At 75.0% G+C, this 25,200-nt stretch carries 23 protein-coding genes and 1 pseudogene; 12 read left to right on the top strand and 12 right to left on the bottom strand.

Annotation, left to right across the window (positions count from 1 at the left end):
• Positions 1 to 71: 71 nt before the first annotated feature.
• The 4 genes from EAH89_RS24445 to EAH89_RS24430 form a co-directional block, all read right to left on the bottom strand.
• Entirely contained in the window at positions 72 to 356 is a 285-nt protein-coding gene (locus EAH89_RS24445) for a hypothetical protein (RefSeq protein ID WP_140886327.1), read from the bottom strand.
• 145 nt (positions 357 to 501) lie between these two features.
• A complete protein-coding gene (locus EAH89_RS24440; RefSeq protein WP_140886326.1) occupies positions 502 to 1,170 on the bottom strand; it encodes a glutathione S-transferase family protein in 669 nt (222 codons plus the stop codon).
• A 10-nt stretch (positions 1,171 to 1,180) separates the two neighbouring features.
• On the bottom strand, positions 1,181 to 2,224 hold the full coding sequence (cuyA, locus tag EAH89_RS24435) for a D-cysteate sulfo-lyase (protein WP_140886325.1): 1,044 nt from the start codon (positions 2,222 to 2,224) through the stop codon (positions 1,181 to 1,183).
• A gap of 37 nt (positions 2,225 to 2,261) precedes the next feature.
• Positions 2,262 to 3,101 (bottom strand): RluA family pseudouridine synthase, encoded by an 840-nt coding sequence (locus EAH89_RS24430; RefSeq protein WP_140886324.1) that lies wholly within the window; start codon positions 3,099 to 3,101, stop codon positions 2,262 to 2,264.
• On the opposite strand from EAH89_RS24430, the gene EAH89_RS24425 reads away from it, so the two are divergent.
• Positions 3,100 to 4,074: a PfkB family carbohydrate kinase gene (locus EAH89_RS24425; protein ID WP_140886323.1), complete on the top strand. Its 975-nt coding sequence runs from the start codon at positions 3,100 to 3,102 to the stop codon at positions 4,072 to 4,074. The two genes, EAH89_RS24430 and EAH89_RS24425, sit on opposite strands and share 2 nt — an antisense overlap.
• 66 nt (positions 4,075 to 4,140) lie before the next feature.
• The gene (locus EAH89_RS24420; protein ID WP_206667664.1) at positions 4,141 to 5,304 is read left to right on the top strand and encodes a 2OG-Fe(II) oxygenase; all 1,164 of its coding nucleotides are present in this window, start codon (positions 4,141 to 4,143) and stop codon (positions 5,302 to 5,304) included.
• A 16-nt stretch (positions 5,305 to 5,320) separates the two neighbouring features.
• Here the strand turns inward: EAH89_RS24420 and EAH89_RS24415 are convergent, their stop codons facing one another.
• Together EAH89_RS24415 and EAH89_RS24410 are read right to left on the bottom strand one after the other, a co-directional pair.
• Positions 5,321 to 6,184, bottom strand: coding sequence for a branched-chain amino acid aminotransferase (locus EAH89_RS24415; protein ID WP_140886322.1), 864 nt, complete (start codon positions 6,182 to 6,184; stop codon positions 5,321 to 5,323).
• Positions 6,185 to 6,268: 84 nt separating this feature from the next.
• Positions 6,269 to 6,718 (bottom strand): hypothetical protein, encoded by a 450-nt coding sequence (locus EAH89_RS24410; protein WP_140886321.1) that lies wholly within the window; start codon positions 6,716 to 6,718, stop codon positions 6,269 to 6,271.
• Between the two features lie 259 nt (positions 6,719 to 6,977).
• Here EAH89_RS24410 and EAH89_RS24405 point away from each other — a divergent pair, with 259 nt between their 5' ends.
• Positions 6,978 to 8,678 (top strand): HWE histidine kinase domain-containing protein, encoded by a 1,701-nt coding sequence (locus tag EAH89_RS24405; protein WP_140886320.1) that lies wholly within the window; start codon positions 6,978 to 6,980, stop codon positions 8,676 to 8,678.
• 51 nt (positions 8,679 to 8,729) lie between these two features.
• Complete coding sequence (locus EAH89_RS24400) at positions 8,730 to 9,515, top strand: TrmH family RNA methyltransferase (RefSeq protein ID WP_241667193.1); 786 nt, start codon at positions 8,730 to 8,732, stop codon at positions 9,513 to 9,515.
• Positions 9,516 to 9,546: 31 nt separating this feature from the next.
• Here EAH89_RS24400 and EAH89_RS31505 read toward each other — a convergent pair whose 3' ends face one another.
• A complete protein-coding gene (locus EAH89_RS31505; protein ID WP_161993736.1) occupies positions 9,547 to 9,798 on the bottom strand; it encodes a DUF1289 domain-containing protein in 252 nt (83 codons plus the stop codon).
• Between the two features lie 189 nt (positions 9,799 to 9,987).
• Between EAH89_RS31505 and EAH89_RS24390 the strand changes: the two genes are divergently transcribed.
• Complete coding sequence (locus EAH89_RS24390; RefSeq protein WP_140886319.1) at positions 9,988 to 11,001, top strand: Bug family tripartite tricarboxylate transporter substrate binding protein; 1,014 nt, start codon at positions 9,988 to 9,990, stop codon at positions 10,999 to 11,001.
• Positions 11,002 to 11,124: 123 nt separating this feature from the next.
• On the opposite strand, the gene EAH89_RS33185 is transcribed toward EAH89_RS24390, so the two are convergent.
• Together EAH89_RS33185 and EAH89_RS24385 are read right to left on the bottom strand one after the other, a co-directional pair.
• Entirely contained in the window at positions 11,125 to 11,247 is a 123-nt protein-coding gene (locus EAH89_RS33185; RefSeq protein WP_277753889.1) for a hypothetical protein, read from the bottom strand.
• Between the two features lie 319 nt (positions 11,248 to 11,566).
• Positions 11,567 to 12,343: an SDR family NAD(P)-dependent oxidoreductase gene (locus tag EAH89_RS24385; RefSeq protein WP_140886318.1), complete on the bottom strand. Its 777-nt coding sequence runs from the start codon at positions 12,341 to 12,343 to the stop codon at positions 11,567 to 11,569.
• A gap of 86 nt (positions 12,344 to 12,429) precedes the next feature.
• Here EAH89_RS24385 and EAH89_RS24380 point away from each other — a divergent pair, with 86 nt between their 5' ends.
• From EAH89_RS24380 to EAH89_RS31795, 7 genes are all read left to right on the top strand, one after another.
• Positions 12,430 to 13,437, top strand: a complete 1,008-nt coding sequence (locus EAH89_RS24380) for a Bug family tripartite tricarboxylate transporter substrate binding protein (protein WP_161993735.1) — start codon at positions 12,430 to 12,432, stop codon at positions 13,435 to 13,437.
• A 90-nt stretch (positions 13,438 to 13,527) separates the two neighbouring features.
• The gene (locus EAH89_RS24375) at positions 13,528 to 14,826 is read left to right on the top strand and encodes a flavin monoamine oxidase family protein (RefSeq protein WP_140886316.1); all 1,299 of its coding nucleotides are present in this window, start codon (positions 13,528 to 13,530) and stop codon (positions 14,824 to 14,826) included.
• 11 nt (positions 14,827 to 14,837) lie between these two features.
• The gene (locus EAH89_RS24370) at positions 14,838 to 15,950 is read left to right on the top strand and encodes an ABC transporter permease (RefSeq protein ID WP_140886315.1); all 1,113 of its coding nucleotides are present in this window, start codon (positions 14,838 to 14,840) and stop codon (positions 15,948 to 15,950) included.
• Positions 15,950 to 16,747 (top strand): ABC transporter ATP-binding protein, encoded by a 798-nt coding sequence (locus EAH89_RS24365; RefSeq protein WP_408906321.1) that lies wholly within the window; start codon positions 15,950 to 15,952, stop codon positions 16,745 to 16,747. Before EAH89_RS24370 ends, EAH89_RS24365 begins: the two co-directional genes overlap by 1 nt.
• Entirely contained in the window at positions 16,747 to 17,775 is a 1,029-nt protein-coding gene (locus EAH89_RS24360; protein WP_140886314.1) for an MlaD family protein, read from the top strand. Before EAH89_RS24365 ends, EAH89_RS24360 begins: the two co-directional genes overlap by 1 nt.
• Positions 17,775 to 18,389: an ABC-type transport auxiliary lipoprotein family protein gene (locus EAH89_RS24355; RefSeq protein ID WP_140886313.1), complete on the top strand. Its 615-nt coding sequence runs from the start codon at positions 17,775 to 17,777 to the stop codon at positions 18,387 to 18,389. Before EAH89_RS24360 ends, EAH89_RS24355 begins: the two co-directional genes overlap by 1 nt.
• Before the next feature lie 177 nt (positions 18,390 to 18,566).
• Positions 18,567 to 19,217 carry a hypothetical protein gene (locus tag EAH89_RS31795; protein WP_140886312.1) on the top strand — a complete coding sequence of 217 codons (651 nt, stop codon included), beginning with the start codon at positions 18,567 to 18,569 and terminating at the stop codon, positions 19,215 to 19,217.
• Between the two features lie 52 nt (positions 19,218 to 19,269).
• Here EAH89_RS31795 and EAH89_RS24345 read toward each other — a convergent pair whose 3' ends face one another.
• The 3 genes and pseudogenes from EAH89_RS24345 to EAH89_RS31500 form a co-directional block, all read right to left on the bottom strand.
• Complete coding sequence (locus EAH89_RS24345) at positions 19,270 to 21,609, bottom strand: xanthine dehydrogenase family protein molybdopterin-binding subunit (protein WP_140886311.1); 2,340 nt, start codon at positions 21,607 to 21,609, stop codon at positions 19,270 to 19,272.
• 157 nt (positions 21,610 to 21,766) lie between these two features.
• A complete protein-coding gene (locus tag EAH89_RS24340; protein ID WP_140886310.1) occupies positions 21,767 to 24,928 on the bottom strand; it encodes an efflux RND transporter permease subunit in 3,162 nt (1,053 codons plus the stop codon).
• An 18-nt stretch (positions 24,929 to 24,946) separates the two neighbouring features.
• Positions 24,947 to 25,200 (bottom strand): annotated as a pseudogene (locus tag EAH89_RS31500) (hypothetical protein); the annotation flags it as partial.

The following is a 25,200-nucleotide window of genomic DNA, read 5'->3' as shown; positions in this document are numbered from 1 at the left end:
TCCCCCTCCGATGCAGGGGCGGAGGCTAGCGCGGTTTCCGGGGGCGTGCAGCCAGGGGGCTCGCGGACCGGCTAGGGGGCGGAGTCCCGTCGTCCGGGGCGGGAGCGGAGGGTGCTCCAGGCCTCCTCCAGCCGCGCGGCGTCGCGCAGGCGCGGCAGGAGCTTCGCCGCGACGCCGATGGCCAGGAAGTAGAGGGGCAGCCAGAGGGGCGCGAGGAGCACGATCAGGACGGCCGCGACCAGCCGCCCGCCGCGGCCGACGCCCGCCCTCTCGAGGAGGGAGGGCGGGGGCCAGGGGGCGGGGCTCTCCGGGGGAGGGGTGCCGGGGGCGGGTGAGGCGGGGCCGTTGTCCGTCATGTCGCCTCGCGGGGTGGGCCGGGAGCAAGGGTCGCACGCGGGCGGGCGGGGCGCGGGCACGTTCCCGCGAGGGGGCGGTCAGGCGAGGCGGCGGGGGCCGTCGCGCCGGACGTGCCCGTGCCCGCGGGCGGCGGCGGCGGCGCGGTCAGCTCATCGGCGGCGCGATGTGCTCCTGGAAGGCGGGGCGTTCCTCCAGGCGGGCGTACCAGGCCTCGACGCGGGGGATGGCGGGGCCGCCGGGCATGTCGATGCCGAACCAGCGGCGGGCGTAGGCGCCGAGGACGATGTCGGCGAGGGTGAGGTCCGGCCCCTCGACATAGGGCATGCCGTGGCCGAGCTGGGCCTCCACGATCGCCCAGAGCGCCGCCGTCGCCTCGAAGGAGGCGATGATGGCCTTGTGGTCGCGCCGCTCCACGGGGGTGCGGACCATGCCCCAGAAGAGGTTCCGCTCGGCGGGCTGGAGGGTGGAGAGGGTCCAGTCCAGCCAGCGCTCGACCCGCGCGCGGGGGGCGGCGCCGGCGGGGTAGAGGCGGGCGGCCGGGCCGTCGGGCGCGGCCTCGAGGGACTTGAGGGCGAGGTAGCGCAGGATCGAGTTCGATTCCCAGAGGACGACCTCGCCGTCCTCCAGGGTGGGCACGCGGCCGTTGGGGTTCATGGCGCGGTAGGCGGGGGTGTCCACCACGCCGTGCTCCATGCCGGCTTCGCGGCGCTCGAAGGGGAGGCCGAGCTCGCCAGCGCCCCAGAGGACCTTCTGGACGTTGACGGAGTTCCGGCGGCCCCAGATGCGGAGGGTGTTGCGGAGGGTGTCGGCCATGGCCCGGCCCTCAGGCCGCCGCGTCGGCGGGGAGGTCGAAGGCGTCGGGGTAGCCGAAGAGGCCGACGGCGCCGCCGGTGTGGATGAAGACGACGTTCTCGCCGGCCTTGAAGTGCCCGCGGCGGACGAGGTCGATCAGCCCCGCCATGCCCTTGCCGGAGTAGACGGGGTCGAGCAGCAGGCCCTCCTTCTCGGCGACGAGCTTCACCGCGTCGACCATGCCCTGGGTGGGGATGCCGTAGCCCTGGCCGACGTAGTCGCAGTTGGCGACGACGTGCTCGGCGCGGACGGTGCCGGCGGGGAGGCCGAGGTGGTCGGCGGTGCGGGTGGCGAGCGCGAGGACGTTGGCCTCCTGCTTCTCCCGCGGGGCGCGGACGCCGATGCCGAGGACGGGGATGGCGCTGTTGAGGCCGACGAGCCCGGCGACCAGCCCGGCCTGGGTGCCGGCGCTGCCCGTCGCGTGGACGACGTGGTCGATGCGCAGGCCCATCTCGGCGGCCTGGGCGACGAGTTCCAGCGCGCAGCCGACATAGCCGAGGGCGCCGGTCGGGTTGGAGCCGCCGCCGGGGATGACGTAGGGGCGGCGGCCCTCGGCGCGGAGCGTCCCGGCCAGGGTCTCCATCTCGGCGGCCATGTCGGCGCCGCCGGGGCGGCGGGAGACGGTGGCGCCGTGGAGCTTGTCCATCATGACGTTGGCGGACTGGGTGTAGGCGGGGTCGGTGTAGCCGGTGCGGTCCTCGAGGAGGATGTGGCAGGCGAGGTTGAGCTTCGCCGCGGCGGCGGCCGTCTGGCGCGCGTGGTTGGACTGGGTGGCGCCCTGGGTGATCACCGTGTCGGCGCCCTGGGCCATGGCGTCGGCCATCAGGTACTCGAGCTTGCGCGTCTTGTTGCCGCCGGTGGAGAGGCCGGTGCAGTCGTCGCGCTTCACCCAGAGGTTGGGGCCGCCGCCCGGGGCCGTCATCTCGCCCGCGAGGTGGCGGGAGAGGTTCTCCATCGGCTCGAGCGGGGTCGGCAGGTGGCCGAGGCGGATGCGGGGGAAGCGGGCGAGATTCATGCGGTTCGGGGCCTTGCCTGGACGTGCGGCGCGCAGGCTAGGACGGATCGGGCGGGAGCGGGAGGCGGGGGGGCGTCGCGGCCAGGGGCGCGCCGCAGCGGGCGAAGGCGGCGGCCATTTCGGGCGGCACGGGAGCCTCGGCGGCGAGCGGCGGGTCGAGGGGGAGGGCGATGGCGCGGGCGAGGAGGTGCATCGGGCCGCCCCTTTCCCGCCCCGCGCCGTAGAGGGGGTCGCCGAGGATGGGGCAGCCGAGGAGCGCGCAATGGACCCGGAGCTGGTGCGTGCGGCCGGTCTCGGGGCGGAGCTCGAGCCAGGAGAGGGGGCCCTCCCCGGTTTCGGCGCCCCCGAGGAGGCGCCAGGCGGTGCGGGCGGGCTGGCCCTCGGGATGGGCCTCCATGCGCCAGCCGGCCTCCCGCGTGCTGACCTTGCGGAGGGGGGCGTCGAGGGTGCCGGCCGCCGTCCTGGGGCGGCCGGCGACGACGGCCCAGTAGGTCTTCTCCGCCCGCCGGTCCGCGAAGAGGGCGCCGAGGAGGCCGAGGGAGGGGCGGGTGCGGCCGAGGACGAGGCAGCCGGCGGTGTCCGTGTCCAGGCGGTGAACGGGCTGGGGCGGGTGGCGGCGGCCGAGCTGGAGGAGGGGCAACCAATCGGCGAGGCTGGGCTTGGTTCCCCGGGCGGGCTGCCCTTTGCCGCGGGGGGTGTTCCCTCCGCCGCCGGGGGCGTTCCGCCCGGGGCGGGCGGCCAGGGCGGTGGGCGTGGCGGCGGGCGGGCGGCCGGGGTCGATGGGCAGGCCCGCGGGCTTGTCGATGACCAGGACGTCCGGCCGGATGTGAAGGACACGCGCGGCGAGCCAGCCGGGCAGGGAAGAGGGGTCGCGCATGGCGGGTCGGGGCGTTTCCGGTGGGGCGGGTGGGGACGATGCGGGGGCGCTGGTGGTCTGCGTGGGGCAGGTGGTGACGGACCATACCTTCCGCGTGGACGAGGTGGAGCCGCCGCCGTCGAAGACGACCGCGCGGTCCTACGCGCTGAGCGTCGGCGGCTTGGCGGCGAACGCGGCGATCGCGGTCGCGCGGCTCGGCGGGCGGGCGGTGTTCTGGGGGCGCGTGGGGCGGGACGAGGCGGGGGAGGAACTGCGCCAGGCGCTCGAGGCCGAGGGGGTGGACGCCACCGGCCTGGTGATGGCCGAGGGGGCGCGGACGCCGCTCTCGGCCGTGATCGTGGACAAGGTGGGGGAGCGGAGCATCGTGACCTACCGCGGCGAGCGGCTGTCGAGCGACCCCTCCGCCCTGCCGCTGGAGCGGCTGGGGGAGGCCGGGGCGGTGCTCTGCGACCCGCGCTGGCCGGAGGCGGCGGAGCTCGTGTTCCGGCGGGCGCGGGAGATCGGTCTGCCGAGCGCGATGGACGCGGAGAAGAGCGAGGAGCGGATCCTGCGGCAGCTCGTGCCGCTGACGGACCACGCGATCTTCGCCAAGACGGGCCTCTCGATCTTCGCGCCGGGGGTTCCGCCCGAGGAGGGGCTGGCGCGGGCGCTGGCCGCGGGGCCGCTGAAGCTGGCCGCCGTGACGCTGGGGGAGAAGGGCACGCTCTGGCTCGCGCCGGGGATGGAGGCGCCGGCGCGGCGGCCGGCCTTCCCGGTGGACGCCACGAACACGACGGGCGCGGGGGACGTGTTCCACGGCGCCTTCGCGCTGGCGCTGGCGGAGGGGCAGGGGATGGAGGAGTCGCTGCGCTTCGCCTCCGCGGCCGGGGCGCTGCGGGCGCGGGACGGGCGGACGCCGGACCGGGCGATGCTGGAGGAGCTGCTGGCGGGCGAGACGGACGTGCCGCCGCTGCGGGTGCGGCGGAAGGCGTAAGGGGCGCGTTCAGGCGGGCGTAAGCTTGTTGCGGTAGCGGTGGCGCCCTCTTGAGGCGGGGCGCGCATGGCCGAGACCGAATCGCGGGGGGCGGCGTCCCCGCAGGACTTTCCGCAGCCGGCGCGGGGTTCGGCGCCCGGCCCGGCGCGGTTCCGGCCGGGCGACCCGGTGCCGATGTTCCACGCGGCGGTCGACAGCAATCCCCGCTACGCCTTCCACAGCGTGGCGGGGCGCTACGTGGTGCTCGCCTTCCTGGGCTCGGCGTCGCACCCGGCCTCGGCGGGGGCCTCGGCGGGGGCCTGGGCGGCGCTGGGGCGGGCGCGGGCGGCGGGGCTGCTGGACGACGCGCGGGCCTGCGCCTTCGCGGTGACGGCGGACCCGGCCGACGCGGCGCCGGCGCTGGCGGACGCCCTGCCGGGCCTGCGCGTGATCCGCGACCACGACCGGGCGGTGAGCCTGGCCTATGGCGCCTGGGTGGCGGCCGGGGCGGGCGGCTACACGCCCTTCGCGCTGCTGCTGGACCCGATGCTGCGCGTGCTGGCGGCCGCGCCGGTGGGCGCGATCGAGCGGCTGCTCGGCCTGCTGGCGGGGCTGCCGGCGCCGGGGCTGCACGCGGGGATGGAGGTGCCGGCGCCCGTGCTGGTGCTGCCGCGCGTGCTGGAGCCGGATTTCTGCCGCGCGCTGGTCGCCCTCTACGAGGAGAGGGGCGGCCAGGAGAGCGGCTTCATGCGCGAGGTGGGCGGGCGGACGGTGCCGGTGCTCGACGCCGGGCACAAGCGGCGCAAGGACCTCGTCATCGAGGACGAGGCGGTGCGCGCCGGGCTGCGCGAGCGGCTGGCGCGGCGGCTGCTGCCGGAGATCGAGCGCGCCTTCGGATTCCGGGCGACGCGGATCGAGCGCTACATCGTCGCCTGCTACGACGCGGCCGATGGCGGGCATTTCCGCGCGCACCGCGACAACACGACGCGCGCCACCGCGCACCGGCGCTTCGCGGTCAGCATCAACCTGAACGAGGGGTTCGAGGGCGGCGACCTCCTCTTCCCGGAGTTCGGGCCGCGGCGCTACCGGCCGCCGCCGGGGGGCGCGGTGGTCTTCTCCTGCTCGCTGCTCCACGAGGCGGGACGGGTGACGCGGGGGGTGCGCTACGCGACGCTGCCCTTCCTCTACGACGAGGCGGGGGCGCGGGTGCGGGCGGAGGGGCGGCGCTTCCTCGGCGCGGCGGAGGGCTAGGCGCCGCCCCGGGCGCTCAGGCCGCGCGGGGCAGGATGCGGCTCTCCTCGGCCCAGTCGAAGTAGAGGCGGCGGGCCTCGGCGGCGACGGGGCCGGGCTGCATGTGGTTCTCGGCGTAGCGGGTGCAGGGCTGGACCTTGCCGAAGTTGCCCGTCGCGAAGATCTCGTCGGCGGTGTCGAGCATGGCGGTGGTGACCGTGCATTCCCGCACCTCGCGGCCGGATTTGCGCAGCAGGTCGATGATGCGGGCGCGGGTGATGCCCGCGAGGAAGGTGCCGTTGGGCTCGGGCGTCATCACCACGCCGTCCTTGACCATCATGATGTTGGCGGAGGCGAACTCGGCGACGTTGCCGGCCTCGTCCAGCACGACCGCCATGTCGAAGCCGTGCTTCTTCGCCCAGGCCGTCGCGCGGGCGGAGTTGGGGTAGAGGGCGCTGGCCTTGCTGTCCGTCGGCGCCATGTCGGCGGCGGGGCGGCGGAAGGGGGCGGTGACGGCGGTGAAGCCCGTCGCGGGCGGCAGGGGGGCGTCGTAGACGGAGAGGATGAACTCGGTGCTGTCGGGGTCGGGCTGGGCGGCGCCGAGCCCGCGGCGGACGAAGAACATCGGGCGGATGTAGAGCTCGGCGTCGGGCGGCATGCGGCGGACGCCCTCGCGGCAGAGCTCCTCGATCGCCTCCGCGGTCATGGTGGGCTCCATGAGCATGTTGCGGGCGGACTGGACGCAGCGGCGGCAGTGCAGGTCGAGGTCGGGCACGGTGCCGCGGATGGCGCGCGCGCCGTCGAAGATGACGGAGCCAAGCCAGAAGGCGTGGTCCATGGGGCCGAGGACCTTGGGCTCCTCGGTCGACCAGTTGCCGAGGTGCCAGAAGACGCCGGCCATGTGTTCTCTCCCGTGCCGTTGGTGGGGCCGTTGGTGGGCGGACCCTGCCATGGACGGGGGCGGGGGGTGAAGGGGGCGGCGGGGTCAGAAGGGGCCGAAGTTCTTGGCGGCGATGGCGGCGGCGACGACGAGGATGAGGGTGCAGCTCGCGACCACCAGCGCCGCCGCCCAGGCGGGGAGCGCGACGGTCGTGTTCACGACGACGTTCTGGTTCGCTTCCAGGGCAGAGGCGCCGTCGCCGCGACGGGCGCGGCCGCTCGGCAGCTCCATCGGGGAGCCGTCGGGCTTGCAGGGGACGACGATGCTGCGGGGGATGCCGATCAGGCGCTGGAGAGGGGAGTTCTTGCCCTCGGAGTAGCCGGCGAGCTGGATGTCGAGCGAGGTGCCGCCGTCGCCCACCGTGATGACGCTGCCCCACTGGCCGGCGCGGCCCATGGCGCCGTCGCCGCTCTCGTTCACGCGGAGGCGCACGAGGTCGCCGGGCTGGTAGCGCAGGACGTAGCCCTTGCCGTCGGTGCCGTAGCGGATTTCCATGGGCCTGGCCCCCGTCGATGGTCGCGTCGATGATCGCGATTTCGTTACATGATCCCACCGAGGGCTTAACGATCGGTTTGGCGCGCCGGGCGCCATGAAGCCTTGCCGGCGCGGCGTTCGTTCCCTGGTTTGCCTTCGGTTCTGGAAGTGGGTTGCCGCGATCGGCTAGGGGCTGCTCTACGGGCCCGCGCGCGCGGCGGCGTCCGGCGAGGGCGGGGCCTGGCTGCCGCGGTGCCCGCGCCGCGTCCTTGGGGGGATGATGCCGAGAGACGAGAGCCGCCCGGCGGCGGAGGGAGCGGGGCCGGGAGCGGCGCGGCGGAGCGTCGTCGGGGAGCTGCTGCTCCTGGCCTCGGTGGCCTTCCCGATGCTCGTCTTCCTCGGCGTCGCGGCGCAGGACTACCGGCGGACGCTGCAGGCGGCGCACGCGGAGCTGCTGGCCGCGGCCGAGACCATGGCCGGGCACGCGCGCAACGTGTTCCGCTTCGAGGCGCTGGCGCTGGGCGCGACGGAGGACTGGCTGCGCGGGGTCGCGGACAGCGACATCCTGGCGAGCCCGCGCCAGTACCACGCGCGGCTGGCGGCGCTGAAGCGCTTCGCGGGCGACGACCTCGGCATCACCGTCATCGGGGCGGACGGGCGGCCGCTGGTGGATTCCGACCGGGCGACGCCGCCGCGCGGGATCGACCTCAGCGACCGGGCCTATTTCCGCTGGCACCGGGACCATCCGGGCGGCGAGCCGCACGTCGCCGCCCCGCTGCGCAGCCGGGTGAGCGGCGAAACGCTGTTCTTCCTCTCGCTACGCCGGAACGGGCCGGGGGGCGAGTTCGCGGGGGTGATCGCGGCCGCGGTGCGGCAGAGCAGCTTCATCCAGTTCTGGGACCGCGCGGCCTCCGACCCGCTCGACGCGATCAGCCTGTTCCGGGACGACGGGCTGCTGCTGGCGCGCCGGCCGGCGATCGACCCCGAGGCGGGCACGCGGCTGGACCCGGACGGGCCGATCGGCCGCGCCGCGGCCTCGGGGGTGGAGGGGCGGGTCTTCGGCAGCACCTCGCCCATCGACGGGGTGGAGCGGATGAACGTGCTGCGGCGGATCGAGGGCTACCCGGCCTTCATCGTGCACGGGATGCCGCGGTCGGCGGTGCTGGCGCCCTGGCGGGACCGGCTGGTGGCCTATGGCGTGCTGGCCGGGGGCGCGACGGCGGCGCTGCTGTCGCTCTCGCTGCTGTCGCGGCGCCGGGCGCGGGCACTGGACCTCGCGAACGCGACGCTCGAGCAGCGGGTGGAGGAGCGGACGGCGGAGATCCAGGCCGGGGAGGCGCGGCTGCGCTTGCTGGCGCGGGAGGTGGACCACCGGGCGAAGAACGCGCTCTCGGTCGTGCAGGCGACGCTGCGGCTGACGCCGCGGCGGGACGCGGAGAGCTTCGCGGCCTCGGTCGAGGGGCGGGTGCTGGCCCTGGCCCGGGCGCAGACGCTGCTGGCGGCCGACCAGTGGCGGGGGGCAAGTCTCGGGACGCTGCTACGGACGGAGCTCGCGCCCTTCGTCGCGCGCGAGGGGGAGGGGCCGCTGGCGGAGCTGCGGGGCCCGGCCGTGCTCGTGCCGCCGGTCGCGACCCAGCCGCTCGCGATGGTGGCGCACGAGCTGGCGACGAACGCGGTGAAGCACGGGGCGCTCTCCGCGCCGGGCGGGCGGGTGCTGGTGACCTGGGAGGTGGCAGGGGACGTGGGGGCGGCGCCGGAGGGGGGCGCGGGGCGGCTGCGGCTGCGCTGGGAGGAGCGGGGCGGGCCGCCGGTCGCGGGGCCGCCGGCGCAGCGCGGCTTCGGGTCGCGGGTGCTGCAGTCGGTGGTGCGGGGGCAGCTCGGCGGGCGGCTCGACCTGCACTGGCATGCGGGGGGTCTGGTGGCGGAGCTCGAGGTGCCGCTCTCGGCAGTGGCCCGGGCGGGGATGGCCGGCGCCGGGTGAGGGCGGGCGCGGGCCGCCGGGGCGCTTGACCCCCGCGGAGGAGCGGTGTGGATGCGGGGGATGGAACCAGCGCCGCCCCCTTCCGCCGTCCGGCCCAAGCGGCCGCCGGAGCCGGACCGGCTCTGCGGCCTGGCCGCCGTGTCGGCCGTCTTCGCGCGGCGGCCGCGGGACGTGCTGCGGCTGTTTCACCTGCCGTCCCGCCGGCGGGAGGCGAATCCCTTCTGCGCGGCCATGGCGGCGGCGCGGAAGCCCTACCGCGAGGTGGGGGAGGAGGAGCTGGCGCGGGTGGCGGGCACGGTCCACCACGGGGGGATCGTGGCCGTCGCGACGCGGCGGCGGGTGCCGGTGCTGGCCCTGCCGCTGGCGCCCGCGCTGCGGGTGGCGCCCGTGCTGCCCGTGCTGGACGGGGTGTCGAACCCGCACAACCTCGGCGCCATCGCGCGCTCGGCGGCCTTCTTCGGCTGCATCGGCATGGTGCTCTCGGGCGACCCGCGCCAGGCGGGGCTGTCGGACGCGGCCTTCCGGACGAGCGAGGGGGGGCTCGAGGTGCTGAGCCTCTGGCAGGCGCCGGACCTGCTTGCGGTGCTGCCGCGGCTGGGGGTGGCGACGGTGGCGGCGGTCGCGGCCGGGGGGGTCGCGCCGGAGCGGCTCTTCGCGGGCGGGGCGCGGCCGGGCTGCGTCGCCCTCGTGCTCGGCAACGAGGAGGCCGGGGTCTCGGAGGCGGTGGCGGCGGCCTGCGACGCGCGGGTGACGCTGCCGGGCTCGGGGCGGGTGGAGAGCCTGAACGTCTCGGTGGCGGCGGCGGTGCTCATCCACGCGCTGTCGGCGCGGCGCTAGGGCGGGGGGCGCCGAGGGGCGCCAAAGGGCGTCAGTCGTCCTTGCGCTTGCGCCGGCCGGCCGCGGGGCCGGTGACGTGGCCCTGGGCCGAGAGGGCCTCGAGGCGCGGGGGCAGGGAGGCGCGGATGGTGGCGCGGTAGGCGGGGGCGCGCTTCCAGGCCTTTCGTTCAAGCTTCGTCATGCCGCAGCCGAGGCACCAGCCGGTGGCGTCCTCGTGCTCGCAGATCTTGATGCAGGGGCGTTCGTCGGGGGCGGGCGGCTGGGGCAAGGGCGGCTGGGTCACGGGCGGGTTCTCGCGGGGTTCGCCGGAGGAAGGGGCGAGGGCGCGCGGGGTTGCCCCGCCGGGCGAGGGGCCTGCCCTGCCGGATGGGCGTTGCTCCGCCGGGCGGGGGTCTCCCGCCGGGCGAGGGCCTTGCCCCGCCGGGCCTGCGGGGCGACATGCGGGCCGCAACCGTCCGGAGACCGCCCGCCCATGACCCTTCGCCGCCGCACCCTGGTCGGAGCCGCCGCTGCCCCGGCGGCCGCGCCCCTCGCCGCCCTCCTGGCCGCGCCGGCGCGGGCGCAGGCGCCCTTCCCGAACCGTTCCCTGCGCGTGGTGGTGCCCTTCGCGCCGGGCGGCGCGGTGGACATCACGGGGCGGCTGCTGGCCGAACGGCTGCAGCCGGTTCTCGGGCAGACGGTGGTGGTGGACAACCGGGGCGGCGCGGGCGGGAACATCGGGGCGGAGTTCGTCGCGCGGTCCGACAAGGACGGCTACACGATGCTGCTCGGCTCGGTCTCGATCATGGCGGCCAATAAGTATCTCTACCGCCGCTCCATGCCGATCGACCCCGTGAAGGATCTCGCGCCGGTGACGCGGGTGACGACGGGGACGGTGCTGCTGGTGGTGAACGCGCAGCGGCCCTGGCGGAGCTTCGCGGACCTGGTCGCGGCCGCGAAGAAGGACCCGGGCAAGATCACCATGGGATCGTCGGGCACGGGGACGGTGAGCCACCTGACGCTGTCCTCGGTCTGCCGGGCCGCGGGGATCGACATCACGCACGTGCCCTATCGCGGCGGCGGGCCGGCCATCTCGGACCTCGTCTCGGGCAACATCGACATGATGTTCGACGTGATCCCGGCGCTAATGCCGCATGTGCGCGAGGGGCGGTTCCGGGCGCTGGCGGTCGGCAGCGCGGAGCGCGTGGCCTACGTGCCGGAGATCCGGGACGTGCCGGGCATGAAGGAGCTGCTGCCGGGCTCGGGCATCGACATGCAGAGCTGGTACGCGGTGAACGTGCCGACGGGCACGCCGGCACCGGTGGTGGAGCGGCTGCACGGGGCGATCCGGCAGGTCGTGGGCTCGGACGACTTCCGGTCGCGGCTGGAGCCGCTCGGCTTCACGCCGGTATCCGACGAGACGCCGGCGGCCTACGCGGCCTATCTCGCGCAGCAGGACGCGCTGTGGAAGGGGCTGGTGGAGCAGTCCGGCGCGACGCTCGACTAGCGGCCGCGCACGGGGCGGCCGCTCGCGGGGCGACCGGGCACGGGGGTGCCGCCGGGGTGCCCGCCTGGGGCGCCGCCGCGGGATCGGACAGGCCCGGCCGGAGGGTTCCGGCCGGGAGGGGGATCAGCCGCCCTCGGCGGGCGCGATCAGGCCGGCGAGGTTGGTGAGGAGGCCCCGGAGGCCGGAATGCGCCTCCTCGTCGGCGAAGAGGGCGAGCTGCATGATGACGAGCGCCGCGGCGCGCATCGCATCGGCACCCCTGGGGTCGGTGACCGGTTCGGCGCTCAGCTTGCGGTCCTTTCCTGTCGCGCGTCGGCGCGGTTTCGCTCCTTGTCGGGCCGGCGTTCTCGGCCAGCTTCTCGCCGGCAGCCCGGCCCGCGGCGTCCGCCGCGCGCCGGCCGCCTCGGCGGGGCCTGACGGTGCCCCGCGATGACGATCCGCTGATCTATCTTTTATCGAAACAATTAATGATACGTAAACACGTTTCCGTGATCATGCCTTGGGCAGGGGGTGCCGAAGGCATGAGCAGGCGCGCTGTGTCCTTTTTGCTCAGGCGGCCCGGCGCCTAGGCGCCGAGGAGCTGGCCGCCGTCCACCACGAGGCTCTGGCCGGTGATCCAGCCGGCGCGCGGGGAGGCGAGGAAGAGGACGGCCTCGGCGATCTCCTCCGGGCGGCCCATGCGGCCGAAGGGGATGGAGGCGAGGGTGGCCTCGTAGAGGGCGGGGTCCTCGGTGCGGCGCCGCTCCCAGGTGCCGCCGGGGAACTCGACCGAGCCGGGGGCGACGGCGTTGGCGCGGATGCCGTGGGCCGCGAGGACGCGGGCCTGGCTCGCGGTGTACTGGATGACGGCGGCCTTCACCGCGGCGTAGGGCGGGTTGCGCTTGGTGGCGCGCATGGCCGAGATCGAGGCGATGTTGACGATGCTGGCGCCGCCGGCGGCGCGGGCGCCGGAGGCCTCGAGGAAGGGGCGGGCGGCGCGGCTCGCGCGCACCACGGCCATGACGTCGACCGAGAGGGAGGCGGCCCAGCTCTCCTCGTCGTCGGCGCGGCCGAAGCCGGAGGCGTTGTTCACGAGGACGTCGATGCCGCCGAGCGCCGCCGCCGCGGCGGGCACGAAGGCCTCGATGGCCGCGGCGTCGGCGAGGTCGCAGGGGGCGGCGTGGACGGTGCCGCCGAGGGCCGCGAGCTCGGCCCGCGTCGCCTCCAGCGGGCCGGTGCCGCGGGCGCAGATCGAGACGGCGGCGCCGGCTCCGGCGAGGGCGAGGGCGATGGAGCGGCCGATGCCGCGGCTGCCGCCCATGACGACGGCGCGGCGGCCGGTGAATTCCCCGTTGGCGGGCATGGTGCGTTCCTTGTTCTCTTGGGGATGCCATGATGCCCGCGCCCGCTTGCGCTGTCGCGAGGGGGCGGCGGCGGGGAGAGCGCGCGATGCAGGGACGGCGGGACCTTCTGGGCGATATCCTCGGCGGAGGGCTGGCCGCGCTGGCGGCGGGCCCGGCCGCGGCCCAGCCGGTGGGGGGCGGGCGGGCGGTGCGGGTGATCGTGCCCTTCCCGCCGGGCGGGGCGATCGACCTGCTCGGGCGGCTGGTGGCGGAGCGGCTGGGGCCGGCGCTGGGGCAGAACGTGGTGGTGGAGAACCGGGGCGGGGCCGGGGGGATCCTGGGCACCGACGCGGTGGCCAAGGGGGCCCCGGACGGCACGGTGATCGGGGTGATCGGGGGCGTGACGCTGACCGCCTATCCCACCCTCTACGAGCGCCTGCCCTTCGACCCCGCCCGCGACCTGCAGCCGCTGACGATGATCACCTCGGGCGCGCTGCTCTGCGTGGTGAACGCCGCGGAGGCGGCGCGGCGGGGCTGGACGGACTTCCGGGCGCTGATCGCCTGGTCGAAGGCCAACCCGGACCGGGTGAAGATGGGCTCCTCCGGCCCCGGGACCTCGTCGCACCTCATCATCGAGGCGATCAACGCCATGGCGGGGGCGCGCATCCTGCACGTGCCCTACCGGGGCGGCGGGCCGGCCATCACGGACCTTCTGTCGGGCACGATCGACCTGATGTTCGACGTGACGCCCGCGCTGATGCCGCAGGTGCAGGCGGGCAAGTTCAAGCCGCTGGCGGTGTCGTCGCGCGCGCGGATGGACTTCGCGCCGGAGGTGCCGGGGATGGGGGAGTTCGCGGACCTCGGCCTCGGCGAGCTCGACCTGCTGTCCTGGAACGCGCTGATGCTGCCGGCGGGCACGCCCGCGCCGGTGGTGGAGCGGCTGCTGGCGGCGGTGCGGCAGGCGGCGGCGGACCCGGCGCTGGTGGAGCGGCTGCGGCCGCTCGGCTACGACGTGGTGCTGAGCGAGAGCCCGGCGGCGCTGGCGGCCCAGGTGGAGCGGGAGACGCCGGCCTGGAAGCGGCTGGTGGAGATGTCCGGCGTGAAGCTCGACTAGGGGGCGCAACCGACGATGGCGCTTGCGTCGGAATGAAACAGTGCCGGTCCAAGGGTGGCAACCCCGGCGCGCAGGACCCATTAGCACGGCATGGACGTGGGCGAGCTTGATCTGCTGGTGGTGGGGGCCGGGGCGGCCGGCCTCGGGGCGGCGCGGGAGGCGATGTCTCTCGGGCTCTCGGTGCGGGTGCTGGAGGCGCGGGGGCGGGTCGGCGGGCGGGCGCGGACGGACCTCTCGCTCGGGCACCCGATGGACCTCGGCGCGACCTGGCTGCACGCGGCGCAGGCGAACCCGCTGGTGCCGCTGGCGGAGGCGCGGGGGCTCGCGCTGTTCGACCACGACGCGGTGCGGAGCGCGCGGGTCTGGCTGGGCGACCATTGGGCGGGCGAGGCGGAGGCCGCGGATTACGAGCGGGCGGAGCGGGACTGGGGGATCGCGGTGCGGCTCGCCGCCGCGCGCGCGCGCGCGCGCGAGGGCGGCCGGGCGCCGAGCCTGGCGGAGGCGGCGCCGCGCGGCGGCTTCTGGGACGCGACGCTGACGCATTGGGAGGGGCCGGTGATCGCGGCCGCCGAGGCGTCGGCGATCGACCTCGACGACTACCTCGCGACGCTGCTCAGCGGCACGAACCTGCTGCCGCGGGAGGGCTGCGGGCATCTTCTGGAGGCGCTGGCGGAGGGGCTGCCGGTGACGCTGGGCGCGCCGGTCTCGCGGATCGACTGGGGCGGGAAGCGGGTGCGGGCGGAGGGGGATTTCGGCGCGCTGGAGGCGCGGGCCGCGGTGGTCACGGTCTCGACGGGCGTGCTGGCGGGGGGCGGCATCGCCTTCTCGCCCGCGCTGCCGGCGGCGGTGGAGGAGGCGGCGCACGACCTGCCGATGGGGCTGCTGGAGAAGGTCGGCCTGCCCGCGGCCGGGGCGGACCGGCTGGACACGCCCGCCTTCGGGGGGATGGAGCGGCGGCTCGAGGAGGGGGAGCGGGCGATGACCTTCGTCGCCTGGCCCTTCGGGCGCGGGCACCTCGAGGGCTTCGCGGGCGGGTCGCTGGCCTGGGAGCTGTCGCGGGCGGGCGAGGCGGCGATGGTGGAGTTCGCATTCTCCGAGCTCAGGCGGATGCACGGGGCGCGGGCGGACCGGGCGCTGCGGCGGGAGGGGGCGGTGGTGTCGGCCTGGGGGCGGGACCCCTGGGCGCGGGGGGCCTACGCCGCGGCCCGGCCAAGCCGCGGCGGCGCGCGGCGGGCGCTCTCGGCGCCGGTCGGGGGCGGGCGGCTGCGGCTGGCGGGCGAGGCCTGCCACCCGAGCCTTGCCGGGACTTTGGCAGGCGCTTGGCTAAGCGGGGCGGAGGCGGCGCGGGAGGTGGCGGCGCTTCGCCCGGCCGCGGGCGCGCGGGCGTGACGGCCCCGGCGATGACGACACCGGACGGGGAGGCGGCCGCGCCGGCGGTGCGGCGCGAGGGGGAGGTGCTGCGCTTCTCCGGGGCGCTGACGAGCCTGACCGCCGGGCGGGTCTGGCGGGAGGCGCTGCGGGCGGCCGAGGGGGCGGGGCGGATCGACCTCTCGGGGCTCGCGGTGCTGGACACGAGCGGGGCGGCGCTGGTGATGGCGGCCCAGGAGGCCGCGGGCGGCGGGGTGCCAGTGGAGGGGGCCTCGCGCGCGGTGGGGGCGGTGCTGGAGCGGTCGCGGGGCGCGGTGCGGGCGCCCGCGAAGCCGGCGGCGGCGCCGCGGCGGCTCGGGCTGGTGCGCTCGGTCGGCGCCTGGGGCGTCGGGCGGATCGGGAGCGCGGGCGAGGGGGTCGCCTTCGTCGGCGAGGCGGCGGCGACGGTGGTGAACGCCGCGCGGCGGCCGCGGGACCTGCGGGTGGCCGACGTGCTGCGGCACCTCGACGAGGTCGGCACGCGGGCCTTCGGGCTGGTGGCGCTGCTCGGCGTGCTGATCGGTGTGATCCTCGCCTTCCAGTCCTCCATCCCGATGCGGCAGTTCGGGGCGGAGATTTTCATCCCGCGGCTGGTGGGGCTGTCGCTGCTGCGCGAGCTCGGGCCGCTGCTGGCGGGGGTGGTGCTCGCGGGGCGGACGGGCTCGGCCTACGCGGCGGAGCTCGGCACGATGACGGTGAACGAGGAGGTGAGCGCGCTGCGGATCATGGGGATCGACCCCATGGTGCTGCTGGTGCTGCCGCGCCTGGTGGCCGCGACGGTGGCGATGCCGGTGCTCGCGCTGCTGATGGACCTCGCGGGACTGGTGGGGATGGGGGGCGTGATGCTGAGCCTCGGCTTTCCCGTGCGGCTCGTGCTGAACCAGCTGCAGGTGGGGGTGAACCTCGGGGACCTCGTCGGCGGGCTCGGCAAGGCCGCGGTCTTCGGGCTGGTGATCGCGGGGCTGGGCTGCCGGGCCGGGCTCTCGGCCGGCAGCGGGCCGCGGGCGGTGGGCGACGCCGCGACCTCGGCCGTGGTGGGCGGGATCGTGGCGCTGGTGGTTCTCGACGGCATCTTCGCGGTGCTGTTCTTCCGGCTGGGGTGGTGATGAGCGCGGTGATGGAGAGGGGCGCGCGCGCCGGGGCCGGGCAGGGGGCGGGCGAGGCGGTGATCGAGGTGCGGGGCGTCGCCATGGGCTTCGGCGGGCGCACGCTGTTCCGGGAGGTGAGCTTCGACGTCGCGCGGGGGGAGGTCTTCGTCATCCTCGGCGGCTCGGGCTGCGGCAAGTCGACGCTGCTGAAGCTGATGATCGGCCTCCTCGAGCCGACCGCGGGGGAGGTGACGATCCTCGGCGGGCATCTTGCGAGCGCCACGGGGGAGGCACGGCGGAACCTGCTGCGCCGACTCGGCGTGATGTGGCAGTCGGGCGCGCTGTTCGGCTCGATGACGCTGCTGGAGAACGTGATGCTGCCGCTCGAGGCCCATACCGACCTGCCGCGCGAGGCGCGCGAGAGCGTGGCGCGGGTGAAGCTCGGGCTGGTCGGGCTGTCGGACGCGGAGGCGCGGCTGCCGGCGGAGATCTCGGGCGGCATGGCCAAGCGGGCGGGGATCGCGCGCGCCATGGCGCTCGACCCGCCGATCCTGTTTCTCGACGAGCCGAGCGCGGGGCTGGACCCCGTGACCTCGGCGGGGCTGGACGAATTGATCAAGGACCTGGCGCGCGACCTCGGCACGACCTTCGTCGTGGTGACGCATGAGCTGCAGTCGATCCTCGCGATCGGGGACCGCTGCATCATGCTCGACAAGGAGGCGCAGGGGATGATCGCCGAGGGCGACCCGCGGCGCCTGCGGGACGAGCCGCCGAACGACACGGTGCGGCGCTTCTTCCGGCGCGAGGTGGCCTGATGCCCGCGCAGTCCCGGCGGCTCTACCTTCGCGTCGGCGTCCTCATCCTGGTCGGCCTCGCGCTCGGGCTCGCCTTCGTCCTCTTCTTCACGGCGGGCAAGCTCGGGCGGAAGACGCAGACCTTCGAGACCTACGTGCGCGAGAGCGTGACGGGGATGGATGTCGGCGCCGCCGTGCGGTTCCGCGGCGTGCAGCTCGGGCAGGTGACGGAGATCAACCTCGTCGCGACCTCCTACCCGCCGCCGAAGGACAACTTCACCGCGGCCTACCAGCGCGTCATCGTGCGCTTCGCGCTCGACCTGACGCGGCTGCGCGACACGCCGGACGTGCAGCAGGCCGTCGACAACGGGCTGCGCGCGCGGCTGGCGACGACGGGCATCACGGGGGTGGGCTACATCGAGCTCGACTTCGTGGACAAGGACCGCTTCCCCGCGGAGGTGCCGCCCTGGACGGCGGAGTACGCGGTCATCCCCTCCATCCCGAGCACGGTGGCGCAGGTGACCTCGGTGGCCGAGGCGCTGGCGCAGCGGGTGAGCGACCTGCCGATCGAGCAGATCCTGGGCGACATGTCCGGCCTGCTGGCGGACCTGCGGCGGCAGGTGAACGAGGGGGACCTCGCCCGCACGGCGCAGGCGGCGACGGAGACGCTGGCGACGCTGCAGCGGACGGTGGCCGACCTCAACCTGCCGGAGCTGTCGACGGAGCTGCGCGGCACGATCGCCGAGGCGCGCGGGCTGCTCGCGGGGCCGGAGGTGCGGGGGACGCTGCGCAACGCGAGCGCGGCGATGGAGCGGCTGCAGCAGGGCATGCAGCGGCTGCCGGCGGCCGTCGCGCAGGTGGAGGCGGCGGCGCGGTCGGTCACGAACACGGTGGGCGACATCAACGGCGACCTGGCGCCGACGCTGCGGGACCTGCGGGCGGCCTCGGGCAGCCTGCGGGAGACGACGGACGGGTTGCGGCGGGCGCCGGCGGCGTCGCTGCTGGCGCCGGCGCCGCCGGTGCCGGACTGGGCGAGGGGGAGGCGGTGATGCGGCGACGGGGTCTTCTGGCGGTGCCGGGGATGGCGCTCCTCGGGCTGGGCGGGTGCTCGGTGATCAGCCCGGCCTACGTGGAGCCGCGGCGCTACCTGCTCGCCCCCGTGCGGCCGGCGGGGGTCGCGCGGCGGCGGGGGACGAAGACCATCCTCATGCGGCTGACGCGGGCGGCGCCGGGGCTGGACGGGCGGGGGCTCCGCTCCATCCGGGCGGACGGGACGGAGGCGGTGGAGTACTACGCGGAGTGGACCGCGCCCCCGGCCGAGGCGGCGGAGGCCGCGCTGCGGCGCTGGCTGGTGGACGCCGGCGCCTTCGCGGCCGTGCTGGCGCCGGGGACGCGGGGGAACGCGGACCTGGTGATGGAGAGCGAGCTGCTGGCGCTGCACGTCGACCTCGGGCGCGGGGTGGCGGTGGCGGCGATGAGCGCGGTGCTGATGCGCGAGACGAGCCAGTTCGGCACGCGGGTGGTGGCGCAGTTCAGCGTGCAGGGCACGGCGCCGGTGCCGCCGGACCGGCCGCTTGGGCCGGACGCGCAGGCGGCGGGGATGGTGGCGGCGCTCGGCGTCGCGCTGGGGCGGCTGGAGGCGGAGCTGTCCCGCCTCGCCTGAGGACGGGCGGCCCTTCCGGCAGGCGGCCCTTCCGGCGGGCGCGACGGCGTATCACGGTTTTGTTGTTGTCTCACCGTGCGCGACATTAACGCGCTGGTGAGATACGTGGGTCCAGTCTCAAAAACAGGGACGAGGGCCGAATAACGGTACCTGTCCCGGTTTGATGGGACAGATGCCATGAACGCCGCGCAGCGGGCCGATGCCTGGGACGAGGTCTGGGCCGACTACGATGCCCGCCAGGCGCAGCGCGCGCCGGAGCGGCCGCGGGAGGCGGCGGTGCTGGCCCGGGCGGGGCGGCGGGGGCGGATGCTGGTGCCGGTGGCGGCGGGGCTGGCGGCGGGGCTGCTGCTGCTCGGCCTCTGGCTGGCGCTTCCCTGGGTGCTGGCGGCGCGGCTCTCGGCGCCGCTCGGCCGGGGGGACGCGCCGGGGCTGATGGAGCAGTTCGACGCCGGGCCGGCGCTGGCGAGCCTTCGGGACGCGCTGCGGGCGGAGGTGCCGGAGGAGGGGGGCGCGGGCGCGCGGCGCTTCCTCTCGGGCATGGCGGAGCGGATGGCGGATTCCTGGGAGCGGCCGGAGGCGGTCTCGGCCTGGCTGGCGCTGCGGGCGCGGGGCGGTCGGGGCGAGGGGAGCCCGGTCGCGCTCTCCCACCTCCGCTCGGCGCGGCCGCTCGGGCTCGCGGCCTTCCGGCTGGAATACGGGCCGCCGGACGAGGCCTCGGGGGTGTCCTTCGACCTCGCCTGGGGCGGGGACGGGTTCAGGGTGACGGCGATGCGCTTCCTCGGCGCGCCGGCCGCCGCGTCCGGGGGGATGCAGGTGGCGGCGCGCTGAGGGGAGGGGCGCCGCCCCCCGGGGATCCGGGAGCGGCGCCCCTCGTTCGGGGTCAGGCCGCCCGCGCGGTCTCGAGGGCCTTCCACACCGTCTCGGGCGTCGCCGGCATGTCGAGATGGGTGATGCCGTCGCTCGAGAGGGCGTCGATGAGGGCGTTCATCAGCGCGGGCGGCGAGCCCACCGCCCCGGCCTCGCCGGCCCCCTTCACGCCCAGCGGGTTGGTGAGGCAGGGGATGGCGACGAGGGAGACCTCGATGGGCGGGAGGTCCCCGGCGCGGGGGAGCGCGTAGTCCATGAAGGAGGCGGAGAGGAGCTGGCCGCTCTCCTTGTCGTAGACGGTGTGCTCCAGCATCGCCTGGCCGATGCCCTGGGCGACGCCGCCATGGACCTGGCCCATGACGATCATCGGGTTGAGCGCGTGGCCGACGTCGTCCACCACGAGGTAGCGGGGGATGTTGATGTGGCCGGTGTCGGGGTCCACCTCGACCTCGGCCACGTGGCAGCCGTTGGGGAAGGTGTGGGCGGGGATGGCCGCGACCTCGGCGGCGTCGAGCAGCGTCACGGTTTCGCCGCGGGCGGCGCGGGCGCGCTGGGCCTGGGCGAGCTCGAGGATGCCGATGCCGCGGTCGGTGCCGGCGATGGAGAATCGGCCGGTCGAGAACTCGATGTCGCCCGGGGAGGCCTCGAGCGCCTCAGAGGCGGCCTGCTTGCCCTTGTCGATGACGGTCGCGGTGGTGGCGAGGATGGCCGTGCCCTCGGAGTAGAGGGAGCGGGCGCCGCCGGTGCCGCCGCCGGTCGGGATCTCGTCGGAATCGCCCTGGACGATCCGGATCTTCTCGATGGGGATGCCGAGCTCGTTGGCGGTGATCATGGCGTAGGCGGTCTCGTGGCCCTGGCCGGTGGACTGGGTGCCCACCAGGACCTCGACCGTGCCGTTCTCGGCGAAGCGGACCTCGGCGCGCTCGCTGTCCGAGCCGCCGGTGGCCTCGAGGTAGTAGGCGAGGCCGATGCCGCGGCGCTTGCCCTGGGCTTCCGAGGCGGCGCGGCGGGCGGGGAAGCCCGGCCAGTCGATGGCGGCGAGCGCGTGGTCGAGGACCTGGTTGAAGTCGCCGGAGTCGTAGGTCTGGCCGACCGGCGTGGTGTGCGGCATGGCCGAGGGGGGCACCATGTTGCGGCGGCGGAGCTCGACCCGGTCGATGCCGGTCTCGCGGGCGGCGGCGTCGATCAGGCGCTCGACGAGGTAGTTCGACTCCGGGCGGCCCGCGCCGCGGTAGGCGTCGACCGGCACGGTGTTGGTGACGACGCCGATGACGTTCGCGTGGATGGCGCGGAAGCCGTAGACGCTGGCGAGGACCTTCGTGCCGGCCGCCGTCGGGATGAAGGGGCCGTAGGTCGAGAGATAGGCGCCCATGTTCGCGATGTTGCGGGTGCGGAGCGCGAGGAACTTGCCGTCGCGGTCGAGGGCGATCTCGCCCGTCGTGATGTTGTCGCGCCCGTGGGTGTCGGAGAGGAAGGCCTCGGTGCGCTCGCTCGTCCAGCGGACGGGGCGGTGCAGGCGGCGGGCGGCCATCATGCAGAGGGCGTATTCGGGGTAGGTGAAGATCTTCATCCCGAAGCCGCCGCCGACGTCGTGGGTGACGACGCGGATCTTCTCGGGCGCGATCTTGAAGGTGGCGCCGGCGAGCGTGCTCTTGAGCGGCCAGGAGCCCTGGGTGCCCGCGTGCAGCGTGAAGCGCTCGGTCGCGGGGTCGTACTCGGCCAGCGCCGCCCGGCCCTCCATGGAGGCGACGACGACGCGGTTGTTCACGATGGTCAGGCGCGTGACGTGGGCGGCCTCCGCGAAGAGGCGCTCGGTCTCGGCGCGGTCGCCGGTCTCCCAGTCGAAGACGGTGTTGTCGGCGATCGCCGGCCAGACCGGGGGCTGGCCGGGGGCCGTCGCGGTCGCGAGGTCGGTGGCGGAGGGGAGGGTCTCGTAGTCGACCTCGATGGCCTCCGCGGCGTCGCGGGCGGCCTCGTGCGTCTCGGCGACGATGAAGGCGACGGGGTCGCCGACGTGGCGGACCACGCCGTCGGCGAGCGCGCCGCGGGGGGTGTTGCCGCGGGGGGTGCCGTCGCGGTTCTTCATGGGGACGGAGCAGGGGATCTCGCCCAGGCCCTCGGCCTTCCAGTCCTCGGCCGTCAGCACGGCCAGCACGCCGGGCAGGGCCTTGGCCGCTGTCGTGTCGATCGAGAGGATGCGGGCGTGGGCGTGGGGGGAGCGGAGGATGGTGCCGATGGCAGCCCCGGTGGCGACCCCGTGGGCGGTCAGGTCGTCGGTGTAGCGGCCGCCGCCGATGAGAAGGCGGGGATCCTCGATGCGGCGCAGCGGCTGGCTCAACCCGAACTTCGCCATGATGCGATCCTCCTGATGCGGTGTTCGGGGGATCATGTGCGATGGGACGGGGGCTCGGGAAGGGGGCCACCCCGGCGGCGCGGCCTGGTTCGGGCCGGGGGCGCCCTGGCGGGGCGGCCGGGCCGGGCCTCCGGGGGGAGGCCGGCCCGGCGACGCGCTACTCCGCGGGGCTGCGGGCGGGGGTCGCCGCCGCCTCGCGCGGGCGGTGGCCGAACCAGCCCTTCACGCGCTCCCGCGTCGACTGGAAGACGACGTAGAGCATCGGGATCATGAAGATGCCGATGAGCGAGGCCGCGAGCATGCCGCCGAAGACCGGCGTGCCCACCGCGCGGCGGGAGACGGCGGCCGCGCCCTCGGCGGTGATGAGGGGCACGAGGCCGAGGACGAAGGCGATCGAGGTCATCATCACCGCGCGGAACCGCAGCCGCGCGCCCTCGGCCGCGGCCTCGCGGATGGGCATGCCGCGCTCGCGCGCCTCCTTCGCGAACTCGATGATCAGGATGCCGTTCTTGGCGGCCAGCGCGATGAGCACGACGAGGCCGATCTGGGCGTAGATGTCGAGCGAGAGCTTGGCGAGGAGGATGGCCACGAAGGAGCCGAGCACGCCGACCGCGATGGAGAGGAGGACGGGGATGGGGATCGTCCAGCTCTCGTAGAGGGCGACGAGGAAGAGGTAGGCGAAGAGGACGGCGAGCGCGAGGATGTAGGCCGTCTGCCCCGTGGCGAGCTTCTCCTGGTAGGCGGTGCCGGTCCAGGCGTAGCCGTAGCCGTTGGGGAGCACGCGGTTGGACAGCGCCTCCATGGCGGCGAGCGCCTGGCCCGAGGAGATGCCGGGCTTGGGGGCGCCGTTGATCGAGATGGCGCGGTAGTTGTTGTAGCGGAAGATCGTCTGCGGGCCGAGGGTGGTGCGCAGGTCGGCCAGCGCGCGCAGCGGCACCATCTCGCCGGAGTTGCTGCGGATCTGGATGCGCCAGATGTCGTCGACGTCGTTGCGGTCGGCGGCCTCGGCCTGGATGTTCACCTGCCAGACGCGGCCGTAGAGGTTGAAGTCGTTGACGTAGATGCCGCCGAGCGCCGCCTGGAGGGTGGAGAAGATGTTGGCGATGGGGACGCCGAGCGCCTGCGCCTTGTCGCGGTCGACCTCCAGGTAGAGGGAGGGGTTGTTGGCGGCGAAGGTGGAGAAGACCGCCGTCAGGTTCGGGTCCTGGTTGGCGGGCACGATGAGGCCGAGCATGGCGGCGCCCAGCGCGTTGATGTCGCGCCCCTCGTAGTCCTGCAGGATGTACTCGAAGCCGCCGCCGGTGCCGAGGCCGATGATGGGGGGCAGGTTGAAGGCGAAGACGTTGGCGGTGCGGATGCCCTGGGTGGTGCCGAAGACGCGCCCGATGGCGGCCTGGACGGAGTTGGCCACGCCTTCCCGGTCCGCGAAGGGCTTCATGCGGATGACCATGAAGGCGGAGTTGGACTGCGCGCCGCCGTCGATGAGCGAGAAGCCGACGATGCCGAGCGTGCCCTGCACGGAGGGGATGGGGCGGACGATCTCCTCGATCTGGCGCACCACCTCGCGCGTGCGGGAGACGCTGGCGCCGGGTGGCAGCTGGGCCTGGACGAAGAAGGCGCCCTGGTCCTCCTGGGGGAGGAAGCCCGTCGGCGTGATCTTGCTGATGGACCAGATGCCGAAGCCGAAGCCCGCGGTCAGCAGGAGGGAGAGGAAGGAGACGCGGACCAAGCGGCGCACGCCGCCGGCGTAGCAGTCCCGCGTCCAGTCGATGCCGCGCAGCACGTAGCCGATGGGGCCGCGGCGGGGCCCGTGGTGGGGCTTGAGGATGATGCCGCAGAGCGCCGGGGAGAGGGTGAGCGCGTTGATGGCCGAGATGACCATGGCGGCGGAGATCGTCACCGCGAACTGGCGGAACAGCTCGCCCGAGAGGCCCGGGATGAAGGCGATGGGGACGAAGACCGAGAGGAGGACGAGGGTGATGGCGATGATCGGCGCGGTGATCTCGTCCATCGCCTTCTTGGTGGCCTCCTTGGGCGTCATCTCCGGGTGGTCGGCCATCACGCGCTCGACGTTCTCGACGACGACGATGGCGTCGTCGACCACGATGCCGATGGCGAGCACCATGGCCAGCAGCGAGACGGTGTTGGCGGAGTAGCCGAGGCCGAGGAGGACGATGAAGGCGCCGACGAGGGAGACCGGGACGGCGATGGTCGGGATGATGGTCGCGCGCCAGGAGCCGAGGAAGAGGTAGACGACGATGACGACGAGGGCGAAGGCCTCGAGCAGCGTCTTGATGACCTCGTGGATGGTCTCGTTCACGAAGTCCGAGCTGTCGTAGAAGACGGTGTAGTCCACGCCGGCCGGGAAGCGGGTCTTGAGCTGCTCGAGCTGCTGCTTCATGGCGGTGGAGACGGAGACGGCGTTGGCGCCCGGCGCGAGGTAGACGCCGAAGGCGATGGCGGGCTGGCCGTTGAAGCGGTTCTCGGTGTCCATGTTGGCCGCGCCGAGCTCGACGCGGGCGACGTCGCGCACGCGGAGCACCGAGCCGTCCTGGTTGGCGCGGACGACGATGTTGCCGAATTCCTCGGGGGTGGTGAGGCGGCCCTTGGTCTCGAGGTTGATCTGGAAGGACTGGTCGTCGCCGATGGGGCGGCCGCCGAGGCGCCCGACGGCGGCCTGGACGTTCTGCGCCTGGATGGCCGCGATGACGTCCTGCGGCGTCATGTTGAGCGAGATGAGGCGGTCCGTCTCGAACCAGATGCGCATGGAGTAGTCCTGCGCGCCGAAGACGTTCACCTGGCCGACGCCCCCCACGCGGGCGAGGTCGTCGAGCATGTTGATGGTGAAGTAGTTCGACAGGAAGAGCGGGTCGAGGTTCGTCGTGGAGTAGACGAAGCCGAACATGAGGACGGCGGAGGACTGCTTGCGGACGACGACGCCCGTGCGCTGGACCTCCTGGGGGAGGCGGGCGAGCGCCGCCTGGACGCGGTTGTTGACGTTGACGGTCGCGAGGTCCGGGTCGGTGCCGAGGGAGAAGGAGACGTTGAGCGTGTAGGTGCCGTCGTTGGCGGAGTTCGAGCGCATGTAGATCATGCGGTCGACGCCGTTGATCTGCCCTTCCAGCGCCTGGCCGACGGTCGATTCCACCACGGCCGCGGAGGCGCCGGGGTAGCGCGCGGTGACGGAGACCTGGGGGGGCACGATGTTCGGGAACTGCGAGACGGGGATGCGGAGCATCGAAATCGCGCCCGCGATGAGGGTCAGGATCGCGATGACGATCGCGAGCCGCGGGCGGTCGACGAAGGTGCCGGAGATCATGGTTCTCTACCCGGCTCTCTAGCGGGCCGTGCCGGACTGGCTGGCGGGCGGGTTGGCGGCGGCGGGCTGGCTGGTGCCAGGGCTGCCGGTGGCGGGGGCGGCGGGCGCGCCGGGCGGCGAGGCGCCGGCGCCGTCGGGGGCGCCCTGGGCGCGGCCCTGGTTCGCGCCGCCGGGCGCCGCGCTCGCGGGGCTGTTGCCTCCGCTCGCGGGGCTGTTGCCGCCGTTGGCCCCGCCATTGGGCGCGGGCGCGGCGCCCGCCGGGCTGCCGCCGG

Source organism: Muricoccus nepalensis, assembly GCF_006438825.1.
GTDB lineage: Bacteria > Pseudomonadota > Alphaproteobacteria > Acetobacterales > Acetobacteraceae > Roseomonas > Roseomonas nepalensis.
The sequence above is the reverse complement of the archived record's forward strand: the minus strand, read 5'-3'. Positions and strand labels throughout refer to the sequence as shown.

What these genes read in the sequence shown, in the direction of transcription:
- EAH89_RS24430 (WP_140886324.1), bottom strand. Translation starts at nt 3,101, where the DNA reads ATGCGCGACCCCTCTTCCCTGCCCGGCTGGCTCGCCGCGCGTGTCCTT.
- EAH89_RS24415 (WP_140886322.1), bottom strand. Translation starts at nt 6,184, where the DNA reads ATGGCCGGCGTCTTCTGGCACCTCGGCAACTGGTCGACCGAGGAGCCC.
- EAH89_RS24400 (WP_241667193.1), top strand. Translation starts at nt 8,730, where the DNA reads ATGCGGGGGATGGAACCAGCGCCGCCCCCTTCCGCCGTCCGGCCCAAG.
- EAH89_RS24345 (WP_140886311.1), bottom strand. Translation starts at nt 21,609, where the DNA reads ATGGCGAAGTTCGGGTTGAGCCAGCCGCTGCGCCGCATCGAGGATCCC.
- EAH89_RS24420 (WP_206667664.1), top strand. Translation starts at nt 4,141, where the DNA reads ATGGCCGAGACCGAATCGCGGGGGGCGGCGTCCCCGCAGGACTTTCCG.
- EAH89_RS24355 (WP_140886313.1), top strand. Translation starts at nt 17,775, where the DNA reads ATGCGGCGACGGGGTCTTCTGGCGGTGCCGGGGATGGCGCTCCTCGGG.
- EAH89_RS24360 (WP_140886314.1), top strand. Translation starts at nt 16,747, where the DNA reads ATGCCCGCGCAGTCCCGGCGGCTCTACCTTCGCGTCGGCGTCCTCATC.
- EAH89_RS24425 (WP_140886323.1), top strand. Translation starts at nt 3,100, where the DNA reads ATGGCGGGTCGGGGCGTTTCCGGTGGGGCGGGTGGGGACGATGCGGGG.
- EAH89_RS24340 (WP_140886310.1), bottom strand. Translation starts at nt 24,928, where the DNA reads ATGATCTCCGGCACCTTCGTCGACCGCCCGCGGCTCGCGATCGTCATC.
- EAH89_RS24365 (WP_408906321.1), top strand. Translation starts at nt 15,950, where the DNA reads ATGAGCGCGGTGATGGAGAGGGGCGCGCGCGCCGGGGCCGGGCAGGGG.
- EAH89_RS24405 (WP_140886320.1), top strand. Translation starts at nt 6,978, where the DNA reads ATGCCGAGAGACGAGAGCCGCCCGGCGGCGGAGGGAGCGGGGCCGGGA.
- EAH89_RS24380 (WP_161993735.1), top strand. Translation starts at nt 12,430, where the DNA reads ATGCAGGGACGGCGGGACCTTCTGGGCGATATCCTCGGCGGAGGGCTG.
- EAH89_RS24390 (WP_140886319.1), top strand. Translation starts at nt 9,988, where the DNA reads ATGACCCTTCGCCGCCGCACCCTGGTCGGAGCCGCCGCTGCCCCGGCG.
- EAH89_RS24375 (WP_140886316.1), top strand. Translation starts at nt 13,528, where the DNA reads ATGGACGTGGGCGAGCTTGATCTGCTGGTGGTGGGGGCCGGGGCGGCC.
- EAH89_RS24445 (WP_140886327.1), bottom strand. Translation starts at nt 356, where the DNA reads ATGACGGACAACGGCCCCGCCTCACCCGCCCCCGGCACCCCTCCCCCG.
- cuyA (WP_140886325.1), bottom strand. Translation starts at nt 2,224, where the DNA reads ATGAATCTCGCCCGCTTCCCCCGCATCCGCCTCGGCCACCTGCCGACC.
- EAH89_RS24385 (WP_140886318.1), bottom strand. Translation starts at nt 12,343, where the DNA reads ATGCCCGCCAACGGGGAATTCACCGGCCGCCGCGCCGTCGTCATGGGC.
- EAH89_RS31795 (WP_140886312.1), top strand. Translation starts at nt 18,567, where the DNA reads ATGAACGCCGCGCAGCGGGCCGATGCCTGGGACGAGGTCTGGGCCGAC.
- EAH89_RS24410 (WP_140886321.1), bottom strand. Translation starts at nt 6,718, where the DNA reads ATGGAAATCCGCTACGGCACCGACGGCAAGGGCTACGTCCTGCGCTAC.
- EAH89_RS33185 (WP_277753889.1), bottom strand. Translation starts at nt 11,247, where the DNA reads ATGCGCGCCGCGGCGCTCGTCATCATGCAGCTCGCCCTCTTCGCCGAC.
- EAH89_RS24440 (WP_140886326.1), bottom strand. Translation starts at nt 1,170, where the DNA reads ATGGCCGACACCCTCCGCAACACCCTCCGCATCTGGGGCCGCCGGAAC.
- EAH89_RS24370 (WP_140886315.1), top strand. Translation starts at nt 14,838, where the DNA reads ATGACGACACCGGACGGGGAGGCGGCCGCGCCGGCGGTGCGGCGCGAG.